Origin of the sequence: Rhizobium sp. CF142 (genome assembly GCF_000281145.1) — a bacterium.
GTDB lineage: Bacteria > Pseudomonadota > Alphaproteobacteria > Rhizobiales > Rhizobiaceae > Rhizobium.
Genome location: NZ_AJWE01000090.1, coordinates 1 through 14025, shown reverse-complemented (window position 1 = coordinate 14025; position 14025 = coordinate 1). Strand labels below are relative to the sequence as shown.

The following is a 14025-nucleotide window of genomic DNA, read 5'->3' as shown; positions in this document are numbered from 1 at the left end:
CAAGCTGTTCACTCACACCGATGTGACGATTCCACGAAAGCGAATGTGCGAAACCGGAACAGGCGGCAAGGTGAGTTGACAATTCCCTGGGGAGTGGGGACAGTGCCGGCCGGCTCAGAGCCAGCATCCGGGGGGAACCAATGTCTGTGCGCTCGTTCTTCGCTTTTTCCGTCATCGTCGCATCTATGATTTTCGCAGGCCAGTCGACTTTTGCCGCCGACGCCAAGCGCGACATCGTCACCGTCAAGGACGCGGATTATTTCGGCTTCGACCTGCGCACCGAACAGAATCTCTCGCTCGATCAGTGCAAGGCGGCCTGCATCGGCGACAAGACTTGCAAGGCCTTCACCTATAATCCCAAGGTGAAGTGGTGCTTCCTGAAATCCGATTTCAAGACGATGAATGCCTTCCCCGGTGCGATTGCCGGCAGGATCGTCGAAACGACGGCAGCCGCAGCCCCGCAAGAGCCGGATATTGGCGCGGCCCCACGCCTGCCCTTCCTCTCGGACGATCTTGTCCAGCAGGCTCGCAATTTCCGGAACGATCTCGCGCTCGCCGACGACCAGCGGGGCCAGGGCGTCGACAGCCTGACGGCAAGCGCGCGGCTGGATCTCACCGGCGGCAATCTTTCCGATGCGCTGAAGGCCTTCCATGGCGCCCTGTCGATCACGCCTGATGATGGCGACCTCTGGATCGAGACGGCGCGTGCCGCCACCTCGCTCGGCGCGCCTGACAGTGGCATCTTCGGTCAGGCGGTGATCGACGCGTTGAACGGCTACCAGCTGACGCGCACCACCAATAAGCGCGCCGATGCGCTGGCCGTACTTGCCAAGGCCCTGGAAAAGAATGCCAACTATCGCGATGCGCTGAATAGCTACAAGGCAAGCCTTGCCCTCGTCAGCGCCAAGGATGTGCAGGCGGACTACCTGCAGCTCAAGCAGACGCAGGGCTTCCGCATCACCGAGCATACGGTCGATGCCGATAGCGCCACACCGCGCGCCTGCGTCACCTTCTCCGAGGCGCTGGTCAAGACGGTCGACTATGCGCCCTTCGTGACGCTGAACGGCGCTGCGCCCAAGGCGATGGAAGCCAAGGACAAGCAGATCTGCGTCGAGGGCCTCACCCACGGCGAGACCTACAAGATCGGTTTCCGCACCGGCCTGCCCTCCTCGGTCGACGAGGTTCTGGAAGCGCCTGTTACGATCGACGTCTATATCAAGGACCGCAGCCAGATGGTGCGGTTCACCGGCGACAGCTTCGTGCTGCCGTCCACAGCGCGCCGGGGCATCCCAATCGTCTCCGTCAACATGGCGTCTGCCAATCTGAAGCTCTACCGGATCGGCGATCGCGGCATCGCGCCTCTGCTGACCGGCTCGCAATTCCTGACGCAGCTCGACGGCTACAGCGCCCAGAATATCCAGGATCAGAGCGGCGAGCTCGTCTGGCAGGGGTCGATCGAGATCGCCAACGAACTCAACAAGGATGTCGTCACCAGCTTCCCTGTCGACGAGGCGCTGCCCGAACGCAAGCCCGGCATCTATGTGATGGTCGCAACCCCATCGACCGGCCCCGCGCAAGACTGGGATTCGCAGGCCACACAATGGTTCCTCGTCTCCGATATCGGCATCACCACCTATGCCGGCACGGACGGGCTGAACGTCTTTGCCCGCTCGCTTGCATCTGCCAAGCCGATGGCCGGCGTCGAATTGCAGCTTCTTGCCAAGAACAATGAAGTGCTCGGCACCGCCACGACCGATCAGAACGGCCGCGCCACCTTCACGGCCGGCCTGATGCGCGGCACCGCAGCACTCACGCCTGCGGTCATCAGCGCCAAAAACGGCACGTCCGACTATGTCTTCCTCGACATGACGCGCGCCGGCTTCGATCTTTCCGACCGTGGCGTGACCGGACGCGCCGCGCCGGGCGCCATCGACGTGCTGCCTTGGACCGAACGCGGCATCTACCGCGCCGGCGAAATCGTCCATGCAGCAGCTCTTGCCCGCGATACGGACGGCAAGGCGATCGAAAACCTGCCGCTGACCTTCATCTTCTCACGGCCGGACGGTGTGGAAGACCGGCGTATCGTCAGCCAGACGAGCAATCTCGGTGGCTATGTGGTGGACCTGCAAACGCAGGAAAACGCCATGCGCGGCACCTGGACGATGAATGTCTATACTGACCCGAAGGGCTCGGCGATCGCCACCAAGACCTTCCTCGTCGACGATTTCGTGCCTGACCGTACTGATATGGAGATCAAGACCGACTCCAAGGAGATCGGCACGGATACGGCCGCGACGATCACTATTTCCGGCAAATATCTCTATGGCGCGCCAGCGGCGGGCCTGACGATTGAGGGCGACGTCGTCGTCAGGCCGACGCGCGAAAATGCCGCCTATCCCGGCTATCAGTTCGGCCTTGCCGACGAAGAGGCGAGTGAGGATTCGCGCCAACCGATCGACGGACTGCCGGCGCTCGACGAGAACGGCGAGGCCTCGACGGATCTGACGATCGGCGAACTGCCGGCCACGACCCAGCTCTTGAATGCCACCGTCTATCTGCGCATGCAGGAGCCCGGCGGCCGGGCCATCGAGCGCTCCCTGGAGATCCCGGTCAAGACCGACGCGACCGCAATCGGCATCAAGCCTGAATTCGACGGCGACCTGCCGGAGAACGCGCTCGCGAATTTCACGGTGATCGGCCTCGATACTCAGGGCCAGAAGCAGGAGATGAAGGGCCTGCGCTGGAAGTTTTACAAGCTGCGCCGCGACTATCAATGGTATCGCGAAGGCACAGCCTGGAAATATGAACCCACCTATACACCCGAAGAGGTCGCCTCAGGCTCGGTGGATTCAACGGCTGAAAATGGCGGCAAGATCCAGGCACCGGTCAACTGGGGCCGTTACCGGCTCGAGGTCGAAAGCCCTGACGCCGACGGTCCGACGTCCAGCGTCGAGTTCGATGCGGGCTGGTTCGTCGCCTCGACTTCGACGGAAACGCCCGACGGTCTCGAAATCGCTCTCGACAAGGACAGCTATCATGTCGGCGAGACGGCCAAGCTGAAGGTCACGTCGCGTTATGGCGGCGAGTTGATGATCACGGCCGGCACGGAAAAGCTGATTGCCGTTGAGAACGCCACCATGGGCCAAACCGGTGGCGAGGTCGATATTCCCGTCACTGCCGACTGGGGTGCCGGCGCCTATGTGACCGCCACCCTTTTCCGGCCGGGCGATTCGCTCGACACCCATATGCCCGCCCGCTCGATCGGCATCAAATGGCTGAAGGTCGATCCCGCTGAGCGTGCACTTCAAGTCAAGATCGATACGCCGGAAAAGATGCTGCCGCGCGGACCGCTTGATATCGGCCTGCAGGTCACAGGCGCCGGCGCGAATGAGGAGGCCTATATTACGGTTGCCGCCGTCGATGTTGGCATCCTGAACCTGACCCGCTACGAGCCGCCGAACCCTGAGGACTGGTATTTCGGCCAGCGCCAGCTCGGCCTCGAAATCCGCGACCTTTACGGCCGGCTGATCGACGGTTCGCTGGGCGCGACCGGAAAGCTGCGCACAGGTGGCGATGGCGGCGCGATCGCACTGCAGGCAAGCCCGCCGACGCAGAAGCTCGTCGCCTTCTTCTCCGGTCCGGTAAAGCTCGATGCCGAAGGCAAGGCGAAAGTCAGCTTCGACATTCCGCAGTTCAACGGGACGGCCCGCGTGATGGCGCTGGCCTGGACGAAAACCGGCGTTGGCCATAGCGCCAAGGACGTCATCATCCGCGATCCTGTCGTCGTCACCGCAAGCCTGCCGAAATTCCTGGCGCCAGGGGACAAGGCCAATCTGCGGCTCGACATTGCCAATACCGATGCGCCGACCGGCGACTACAAATTGACGCTCACCGGCAACAGCGCGCTCAGCATCGACGGACCTGCCGAGCAGACGCTGAAGCTTGAGGCCGGCGCCAAATCCGACCTGACGCTGACGCTTGTCGGCGGCGAGCCGGGCGATGGCAGCGTGGCGATCAACCTGTCGAATGATCAGGGGCTTTCGCTCGACCAGGTGGTCGATGTGCCGGTGCGGCCGTCGTCGCTACCGGTCACAGAACGGCGCGTCATTGCGCTTGCACCCGGCAAGAGCCTGACGGTCGACAAGAACCTCTTGGCCGACAGCGTGCTTCCGGGTGCCTCGATCAGCGTCAACGTCACCCGCTCGGCTGCCTTCGACATTCCAGCACTGCTGATGACGCTCGACCGCTATCCGTTCGGCTGCGCCGAACAGACGACGAGCCGCGCCATGCCGCTGCTCTATCTGGCCGAGGTCGCCAAGCAGGCCGGTATGGATGAAACGGATGACGACATCCACAAGCGCGTACAGGATGCGATCTACCGCGTGCTGTCCTACCAGGCCTATGCGGGAAGCTTCGGTCTGTGGGGACCGGATTCCGGCGATCTCTGGCTCGACTCCTATGTCACGGACTTCCTGACGCGGGCGCGCGAGCAGAAGTACGACGTGCCAGATCGCGCCCTGGTGCAGGCGCTGGAAAACCTGCAGAACTCGCTCTCCTATACGACGGATGTGAAAGGCAAGGGCGATGAGATCGCCTACGCCCTCTATGTGCTTGCCCGCAACAAGAAGGCCGCCGTCAGCGACCTGCGCTACTATGCCGACACGATGATCAACGACTTCCCGACGCCGCTTGCCAAGGCCCATATCGCTGCAGCACTGGCGCTCTATGGCGATGCAACGCGCTCGAAGAACATTTTCGTCGATGCGCTGCAAATGTCGAAACAGTCGATGGTGACCCGCGTGAATTTCTCGCGCACCGATTATGGCTCGGTGCTGCGCGATGGCGCGGCGATCCTGGCGCTTGCCGCCGAAAGCCGTCCGGTTCCGCCCGTCATTCCCGAACTCGCCAAGGCGGTCGCGCGGGAATGGGATCGCAGCAAATATACAAGCACCCAGGAACAGGCCTGGATGCTGCTGGCGGCGCGTGCCCTGCAGAACGGCGACGACGATCTGAAAGTCAACGTCAACGGCGCTGAGCGGACCGGCGCCTATATGGCGAAGATGACCGGCGATGCACTGATCGACCATCCGCTGACATTGACGAGTGCCACGAGCGACACGGTCTCGGCTGTCGTCACCACGGTCGCCGCCCCTGTCAAGCCGCTGCCGGCCGGCGGCAACGGCTTTACCATCGAGCGGACCTATTACACGCTCGATGGCGAGGAGGCGAATGTCAGCGAGGCGCAGCAGAACGAGCGCTACGTCGTGGTGCTGCATGTTACCGAGCAGAACGACTGGGCCTCGCGCATCGTCATCACCGATCTCCTGCCGGCCGGATTCGAGATCGACAATCCGAACCTTGTCGACAGCGCCCAGATGACGAATTTCGACTGGGTTGGCGAGATGTCCGCCGCCCATACGGAATTCCGCTACGACCGCTTCGTCGCCGCCTTCAACCGCGACGAAAGTTCAGCGCGTGACTTCAACGTCGCCTATGTCGTGCGCGCCGTAACACCTGGCGCCTACGATCATCCGGCAGCGACAGTCGAGGACATGTACCGTCCCGATATGTCTGCGCGGACGGCGACCGGCAAGATGGAGGTCGTTGCGGCTCGACAATGAGGCGGTGGCAAAAGTTTGCGATCGGGACAGCGGCCGGCATCATCATTGCCGGCGCAGGTCTTTTCGTGCTCGATGCCGCCGACCGTGCTTATCCGCCGCCGCTGGAGCAAGCAGAAGCCGTCTCGCCCGAAGTGCTGGATTCCGACGGGCAGTTGCTGCGCGCCTTTGCCACACCGGAGGGGCGCTGGCGGCTGAAGACCGACGTTTCCGACGTCGATTCCCAGTTCACTCGCATGCTGGTCGCCTACGAGGATCAGCGTTTCTACGAGCATTCCGGCATCGATGTCTGGGCGCTCGGGCGCGCGGCACTGCAATTTGTCAGCAACGGCCGAATCGTGTCTGGCGCCTCGACGCTCTCCATGCAGGTGGCAAGGCTGATCGAGCCGCGTGAAAGCCGGTCGTTTTCGGCAAAGCTCCTGCAGATCATGCGAGCCGTGCAGATCGAGCGGCGGCTTTCGAAGGGTGAAATCCTCGATCTCTATCTCACCCATGCGCCCTATGGCGGCAATCTGGAAGGCGTGCGCGCCGCAAGCCTTGCCTATTTCGGCAAGGAGCCGAAGCGGCTGACGGTGGCCGAAGCCGCCCTGCTCGTCGCGCTGCCGCAATTGCCCGAAAAGCGCCGCCCGGACCGGAACCTGAAAGCTGCGGAAGCGGCGCGCAAGCGGGTGCTCGACCGTATCGCCGTGGCCGAGGTGGTCGGCGATGGCGAAGCCGAGCGCGCCGAGGGTGTCGCCATTCCCGCCCGCAGGCTGCAGCTTCCAGCCCTTGCCGCCCATGTCGCGGAAGCCGCCCTGCGCAAGGATCCGAAAGCGATCCAGTATCAGACGACGCTGAAGAAACAGGTCCAAACGGGTCTCGAATCCGTCGCGCGTGCCGCGACGATGAAGCTCGGACCAAAACTGTCGCTCGCCATGGTGATGGCGGACGCCGAGACCGGCGAGATCGTCGGTGAGGTGGGTTCCGCTGATTATTTCGATGCCAGCCGCTCCGGCTGGATCGACATGACGCGTATCAACCGATCGCCCGGCTCTACGCTCAAACCCTTCATCTATGGCCTTGCCTTCGAGCAGGGACTGGTCAGCCAGGAGACCATCATCGAGGACCGGCCGGCCGATTTCTTCGGCTACCGGCCGCGCAATTTCGACATGAGTTACCAGGGCGACGTTACTGTGCGCGAGGCCCTGCAACTCTCCCTCAACGTGCCGGCCGTCAAGCTGCTCGATGCGGTCGGCCCGTCTCGCCTTATGGTGCGTTTCCGCCGCGCCGAGGTGCGCCCCGTTTTGCCGCCAAACGAGACGCCGGGCCTGGCGATCGGCCTTGGCGGCGTCGGCATCACGCTGAAGGATCTCGTGCAGCTCTATACAGCGCTTGCCAATCGCGGCCAGCCGGTCAGGATCGGCGACGGTGTGACGAATGCGCCGGGCAAGATCGATGGCGAGCCCTTGCTGGAGCCGGTCGCTGTCTGGAATGTCGCCGACATACTCTCGGGCGTCATACCGCCGGCCGGCGCGCCGCAACGCGGCATCGCCTACAAGACCGGCACGAGCTACGGCTATCGCGACGCCTGGTCGGTCGGTTATGACGGACGCTATGTGCTTGGTGTGTGGGTCGGACGGCCTGATAACAGCGCCGTACCCGGTTTGACGGGTTATGGCACGGCCGCACCCATCCTCTTCGAGGCGCTTGCGAAATCCGGCATCGCCACCACGCCGCTGCCGCGTCCACCAGCAGGCGCCGTGCGCATCGCCCAGACCGATCTGCCGATCAGCCAGCGGCGTTTTGCCGTCAATGCCAACGGGCTGCTCGTCGCGTCGGGCCGCGAGCCGTCACCGCAGATCGTCTATCCGCCGGAAGGCGCCCATGTCGATCTTGGAGCAAAAGCAGGCGATCTTTCGCCGCTGATGCTGAAGCTGCAAGGCGGCCGTGCGCCTTTCCGCTGGCTTGCCAACGGCAAGCCGCTGCCCGATCTTTCCCGCCGGCGCACGCAAAGCTGGATGCCTGACGGCGGCGGTTATTCGAAGCTGACGGTGATCGATTCCATGGGCCGGGCGGCAAGTGTCGGCGTCTTCGTCGACTAGATGTGGAGCCTCAAGACGCGGCCCTGCTCGGAGGTCTTCTGCCAAGCGGCGCCAAGCTCGACGTTGCCGGCGTAGATGCGAAAGTGCGGCCCTTTGTCGGAGGGACTTTCGACGCGGGCGATGCGGGCCTTGACGTCGAGGGCGAGAGTGCGGATCGAGCCGGAGAAGCCATTTTCGGTGGAGGTGAAGGCGCCGATGGTAGCCATTGTCCAAGTTCCTTTTGCTGTCTCGGGCCACTCCATTGCGGCCTCGATGGCTGTCGCAATGACCGGAGACGATCGGACCGCAGGGCCAACATGAAATGGAGGGCGGCCGGGGAGGAACTTTGTTTCCGCGCGAGGAACGGCGGCGGAGCCGACAGGAAAGAAAGTTCTGGATGGCCGTTGCGGTAAGACGATCGAGGCGAAGCCGCTCACCGGTCAGACATGCCTCATCGAGACCGCAAATGGAGCGCCGCCAACATCAGGCTGAGGAACCTGACAATGGCGGCCTTGCGTAATTGCCAACCTCCGATCCCGGCGACACACCGGGCTCCATTTTTCCATCCATTTTCATCCAATATGGAAGAATGGCGGAAAAAGGTAGAGGCAAAGGCCCCGCCCTCGCAGCGGAGCCTCGAGGACTTCAGTCGCGTTTGGGGCGCGACCAGATCAGCAGCAGGCCGTCTTCGCTTCGACTTCGGCAAGCGTCGCGTAGATCGGGGCGGGGAACCTCGGGTCGTCCAGCTTGTCCGGGGCTATGGCCGGCCTTGAGGCTATTGGCACGGAGCAGCCGGGTATGAGCCGAACGGGCCCGCTCTAGTTGCCTTTCCCCGCGACTCCAACTTCCGTGGATGGCGGTGGGGCCCTGACGAGCTCGGACACAAAGTTCGTGAGGGGTACGATGTTCTCGTGCTGGCTCGCCTGCTCGAGGGCGTTCATGTACTCGTCGCGGCGCGCGACAGGAATGACGGTCCACGGAGCTCCGCTCTCGGCAAGAAGCGCGTTCATAATAAAGCGCGCCGTGCGTCCGTTCCCGTCCGGGAATGGATGGATGTAGGTGAAGAGAACCGGCGCGAGAATTACTTTCACGCGCGGATCGGATTCCTCAGAAATGCTCTCGAATAGCGCATCCATGGCGTCAGCGATTGCGTGCGGCGGCAAGGGGACATGCGAAGATCCCTGCAGATAGACATTGTGCGACCGATAGCCAGCCAGTTGATGCGCCTTGATGATGCCCGCGTTCACCGAGGGGCTGAACATGGCACGAAACCAGTCCTGGTGCCGTGCCTCGAGCAGTTCACCCGTGGGCGCGCCATCGAGGATCTTCCTGATATCCTCCCTAACTTCCTCGAAGGCCAGCCTGTACCCTTTGGCGGCGAGTGCATTCTTCGTTTCGTGATCCCGGGCGTCGGCGTCCGGCTCCCATTTGCCGTCCTGGACCCTTTGGATTAGCTCCTCGGAAACTTCGTATCCCTCGATCGAAAGCGAATTCAGCGCGTCGGCCACATAACGCTCATCGATGTCGGCGATATACCCCTCGCGGTCGTTTATCCGCACTTGGTCAAATCCAATGTGATCGAGGGCGTCTTTTCCCATTTTCGCCCAGAGGTTCTTGATCCGGGTGGCGGCCGGCGCCTGAGCTCGTCGAGCATCCAGCGTGATCAGGTCAACCATCGGATCGAACGGGTTGTCTTCGCGCGGGGTATAGCCGGCCGACTCCAGCGCCTTCATGATCGTGTCTGCGTCGCGTACTCTTCCCAGATGGCGCAGGGCTCCCGCGATGCGACCGCCGACGTGGCTCCGTCCGCCGTCCAAGAGATATTGCAGCAATGTGTTTGTGCCGCGGATCGAGCCGATGATGGCGATGACATCGGTCGCCGACGTTTTCCACGTCTCCGGCGAAAGGTTGCAGATCGCCTCCTCCATCGGCATCAATCTCAATCGTTCCCTTGTCACGGCCGGCTCGTTTCGGTTGGAGCGCAACAGATAGAGCGACGTGTTGCTTGGCAGGTTCACAAGTTGATTGTTCGCCTTCGGACTTCTGACGATAACCTGCGCAGGAATGGAATGGTTTTCGGACCACAAAGCCACAGATGCCTCCGCGGAGAGCCGCCATTCGTCGGCAAAGCGGTCATCCAGGTATCTGGCAACAAACTCCCAGTAGACCGTGCTCCAGGCGGCATCGATCCTGTTATTGGCGGACGGTCGCGAGTTCACCGCCAGCCAGCCCCTCATGATTTCCTCAAGGAAGCCATTGTCCTGGAGCCGTTCCCGGTGAACACGGCTGAGTTCCTCGGATTTCACCACCGACCGGGTGCCGTTCTGCGTCACCCCCCTGAGCTCAGCCAGGGATGTCGCGAGCAGTTCGTGGGGCTTCGCCATGTTGGCCTCCGGCTACCGTGTGGGCCACTACTTACGTGCATTGTTGTTGCACTAATTTAGCGCCTTGGAAGAACACTAATTTCATGCATTGCGTCTACACTAATTTAATGTGTTTTCCCAACACTAATTTTATGCATTTGAAATGCACTAATTTCATGCGCCGCACTTTGGAGACCCCTCCTCGCCGCCCGCGGTGAACCGAACTCAACGCTATGGCTGACCTCCAATGCGGGACAGGTCGATCCGTATCCCCGCTCGCCCGACTTCAAGGTTGCAGCCGTCGCGCAGGCCAACAAGACGGCGCGGATCATCTGGGCGCTTCTAAACCAGGGCGGAACCTATCGGCGTGCCGCTCCACTGGTGACTACAGCGGTCTCCGTCGTATGAACGCCGTGGCCCCCAAAACGATCTGACCGGCGCAGGCTGGCAGAGGGCAAGGTGCAATAACAGGCGATGAACCCATGGGACATAATCCTGACACGAGTGAAGCTACTGCCCCCAATGCGCTCCAAGCGCGTAAACTTGATTTAGCTCCTCGTTTCGCAGATCTCATCAAGGCCAGTGGCCAGTTGCCGCGCGTAAAGGCCGGACATATGACCGCACCGTTCCAATGTGTGAAATCGACTAAAAAAGCTCTTGCCACGCGGGCCATTCCACATATGGGGGCAAGGTCAGGAACGGTCGCGGTGTGGATAGGCTTCAGACATCCACTCCTCATGGTTTCGCATTCACTACCATCAACGAACCTACCTTAAGGAACGGGAACAAAAGCGCTTCGCAACCGTTGGAATATATCTCCTCCAAACGGCAAAAATGACCCCATGACGCTCCCCTCCGCGACCTACCGGGTCCAGTTCCGCAACGGCATGACATTCGATCACGCATGCGGGCTCGTACCCTATCTGAAGTCGCTCGGCATCGGCCACCTCTACGCCTCGCCGGTCTTCACCGCCACGACGGGCTCGACCCACGGTTACGACGTGACCGATGCCAACGAGATCGATCCGGGACTTGGCGGAAGGGCGGGCTTCGATCGCCTGACGGAGGCGCTGTCAGAAGCAGGCATGGGCCTGATCCTCGACATCGTGCCGAACCACATGGCCGCTTCGCTGGAGAACGCCTGGTGGCGGAGCGTCCTGGAGTTCGGCAAACACAGCCCGTTTGCAGACTATTTCGACATAGACTGGAGCGAGCCGCTGACCCTGCCCCAGCTCGCTAAGAGCTTCGATGAAAGCGTTGCTGCCGGCGAACTGACGATCACCGTCGACGAGGCGCATGGCAATCTGGCGATCGGCTACTATGACAGCCTCTTTCCGCTGAGCATGGAAAGCTACCCTTTGCTCTCGGCGGAACTGGATGATCCGGTTCTCACGGCGATGACGGAACTGACGGCCTCTGTCGACGGCGGTGACCTGCATCGCGGCCTGCGCGACATGATCTTCGAGGGCGGCGATCTCAAAAGCCTGAGCGAAAAGCTTGCCGAACTTTCGAAGGACCATGCCTTCATGACGCGGCTGCACGGGAGACAGCACTGGAAGCTTCAGCGCTGGCAGGAGGCTTCGGAGCATCTGAGCTATCGGCGGTTTTTCGAGGTGACAGGGCTGGTCGGCCTGCGGGTCGAGGATACCAGGGTTTTCGATGAGAGCCACCGGCTGCTTCTCGATCTCGTGCGTCAGGGCCAGGTGCAGGGCCTGCGCATCGACCATATCGACGGGCTGGCGGAACCGAGAGCCTATCTCAACCGCCTGCGCGAAGCTGTCGGCGCACACACCTATATCGTCGTCGAAAAGATCCTCGGCGCGGGTGAGGAATTGCCCGCCGACTGGCCGGTGCAGGGAACGACGGGCTACGAGTTCATTGCGGCCTTGAGCGGGCTTTTCGTGGAGGGCGATGGTTTACAGAAGCTCGATGAAGCCTATCGCCGACTGGCGGATGGCAATGGCGATTTTGAAGCCGGGCGGCGGACGGCCAAGCGGCTGATGGTCGAACGGAATTTCGCCGGCGAGACGGCCCGCCTTGCACGCATTGCAGCCGGCCTCTTTCCCGAACTGTCTATGGAGGAAATCACTGGGGCGATCTGCGAGCTTCTGATCGCCTTTTCCGTCTATCGCACCTATGGGGCCGATGGTCCGCTCGATGCGCGAGATGCTGATCTCCTGAAAAAAGCCGAGATGGCGGCCGCCGGACATCTGGACTATGCGCAGCCGCTGCAGAGCATCGCGGCCATACTCGAAGGCACGATCGACAACGAGGCGGTTCGCGAATTCCGCCTCCGCTTCCAGCAGCTCTCCGGCCCCGTCATGGCAAAGGCAATGGAGGACACACTCTTCTATCGCTACAACCGGCTGCTGGCGGTAAACGAGGTCGGAGGCGAGCTGGATCATGTGCCAGGAGGCGTCGAAGAATTTCACCAATTCATGCAAGCGCGCGCGCGCTCCCAGCCCTCAGGTCTTTCGGCAACATCGACGCATGACACAAAGCGCGGCGAGGATGCGCGGGCGCGGCTTTATGCTTTGAGCGAAGGCGCCGGCGTCTTTGCCGACGCCGTCGAACACTGGCGAAGACTGAATGAGAGCCACCGCACCGAACTTATGGATGGCGCAGCACCCGATCCCAATCTGGAATGGATGCTCTACCAGGCGCTTGCCGGCGCCTGGCCCGAGGATTTCGACCGCCATCATGCCGATACACTACGCGACCGCTTCACCGCTTATGCGGAAAAGGCCATTCGCGAAGCCAAGCTGCGCACGGCTTGGACGACGCCGAACAGGGACTATGAGGAGGCGGTGCGCACCTATACGGCCGCGCTCCTCTCAACCGATAATGACGCATTCACCGAGGATTTCGCCCGCGTCCTGCAGCCCTTCATCGAAGCCGGCTACGTCAACAGCCTGTCGCAGACGCTGATCAAACTGACGGCGCCGGGCATTCCCGACATTTATCAGGGGGCAGAGGGCTTCGATTTCAGTTTCGTCGATCCCGATAACAGGCGCGTGCCGGATTTCGAGACATTGAGCGGCTGGCTTGCAGAAGGCGGTGCGCTCGCGCGGCTGCAGGCCGCGGCATTGAAACAGCGCATCATCCAGATCGGCCTGAGGCTCCGGATGGAGCGCGCCCGGCTATTCACGGAAGGCGATTACCTCCCGGTTGCCGTCAACGGCATCAGAAGTGATCATGTCGTCGCCTTTGCCCGCCTGCACCAGGAGAACTTCGCCATCACAGTTGTGCCGCGACTGATGTTCGGCTGGCTCGATCCCGGCGTGCTCTTTGCCGGACCGGAGTTCTGGGAAGATACGGCAATATCAGTGCCCTCGCCCATGCACGGTCTCAAGGCCGATCTGTTGACCGGCAAGATGCTGGAGCCCGGAAGCAAGATCTCGCTTGCTACGCTTCTCGGAGACCAGCCGGCGGCTCTGATTGTGCCGGCCTGACGGCAATCTCGAAAAAATCTGCACGGACGAAAAAAGACGTTGACCTTCCAGTTGCTGGAAGGTTCATAAAGCTGTCCGGATGCCAGAAAGGCATGAAAGGCGCAGTTTATGGATAACAAGCACGATCATCACCACGACCACGATCATCATGGGCATGGCCACGACCATCACCATCATGCCGACGGTGCGCAATGTGGCTGCGGCCACGACGAAAAGGCTGAAGTGGTGGTGCGCGATGCCGTCTGCGGCATGACGGTCGATCCGAACGCTGGAAAACCTTCCCTCGATTATGAAGGTCACACCTATCACTTCTGCAGCGATGGCTGCCGCAAGAAATTCGAGGCGGCACCGCAGGATTATCTGACCGCCAAGGACCCGGTCTGCGGCATGACCGTAGACCGCTCGAACGCGAAACACTTCCTGAAGCACGAGGGCGAAAAATTCTATTTCTGCTCCGCGGGCTGCAAGGCGAAGTTCGAGGCCGATCCCGAAACCTATCGCCATGGCAAAAAGCCAACGGCAGGCGCCATGC

Annotated in this window: 5 protein-coding genes and 3 pseudogenes; 5 read left to right on the top strand and 3 right to left on the bottom strand. The window is 61.8% G+C overall.

Translation table 11 applies throughout. The annotated features are described in order from the left end of the window. The first annotated feature begins 140 nt into the window (after positions 1-140). Together PMI11_RS17955 and pbpC are read left to right on the top strand one after the other, a co-directional pair. Positions 141-5621: an alpha-2-macroglobulin family protein gene (locus PMI11_RS17955; protein WP_007819677.1), complete on the top strand. Its 5481-nt coding sequence runs from the start codon at positions 141-143 to the stop codon at positions 5619-5621. After that, the gene (gene pbpC / locus PMI11_RS17950; protein WP_007819675.1) at positions 5618-7699 is read left to right on the top strand and encodes a penicillin-binding protein 1C; all 2082 of its coding nucleotides are present in this window, start codon (positions 5618-5620) and stop codon (positions 7697-7699) included. The genes PMI11_RS17955 and pbpC overlap by 4 nt, the downstream gene beginning before the upstream one ends. A gap of 17 nt (positions 7700-7716) precedes the next feature. On the opposite strand, the pseudogene PMI11_RS17945 reads toward pbpC, so the two are convergent. From PMI11_RS17945 to PMI11_RS17940, 3 genes and pseudogenes are all read right to left on the bottom strand, one after another. Beyond that, positions 7717-7905, bottom strand: a pseudogene (locus PMI11_RS17945) (DUF736 domain-containing protein); the annotation flags it as partial. A 418-nt stretch (positions 7906-8323) separates the two neighbouring features. Then, positions 8324-8427: pseudogene (locus PMI11_RS37360) on the bottom strand (DUF736 family protein); the annotation flags it as partial. A gap of 69 nt (positions 8428-8496) precedes the next feature. Further along, positions 8497-10062 carry a Fic family protein gene (locus PMI11_RS17940; RefSeq protein WP_007819672.1) on the bottom strand — a complete coding sequence of 522 codons (1566 nt, stop codon included), beginning with the start codon at positions 10060-10062 and terminating at the stop codon, positions 8497-8499. Positions 10063-10329: 267 nt separating this feature from the next. On the opposite strand from PMI11_RS17940, the pseudogene PMI11_RS37355 reads away from it, so the two are divergent. The 3 genes and pseudogenes from PMI11_RS37355 to PMI11_RS17930 form a co-directional block, all read left to right on the top strand. Continuing rightward, positions 10330-10449: pseudogene (locus PMI11_RS37355) on the top strand (IS110 family transposase); the annotation flags it as partial. Positions 10450-10883: 434 nt separating this feature from the next. Further along, positions 10884-13493: a malto-oligosyltrehalose synthase gene (gene treY / locus PMI11_RS17935; RefSeq protein WP_007819670.1), complete on the top strand. Its 2610-nt coding sequence runs from the start codon at positions 10884-10886 to the stop codon at positions 13491-13493. Between the two features lie 108 nt (positions 13494-13601). Then, a partial coding sequence (locus tag PMI11_RS17930) for a YHS domain-containing protein (RefSeq protein WP_007819668.1) occupies positions 13602-14025 on the top strand: 424 nt, incomplete at its 3' end.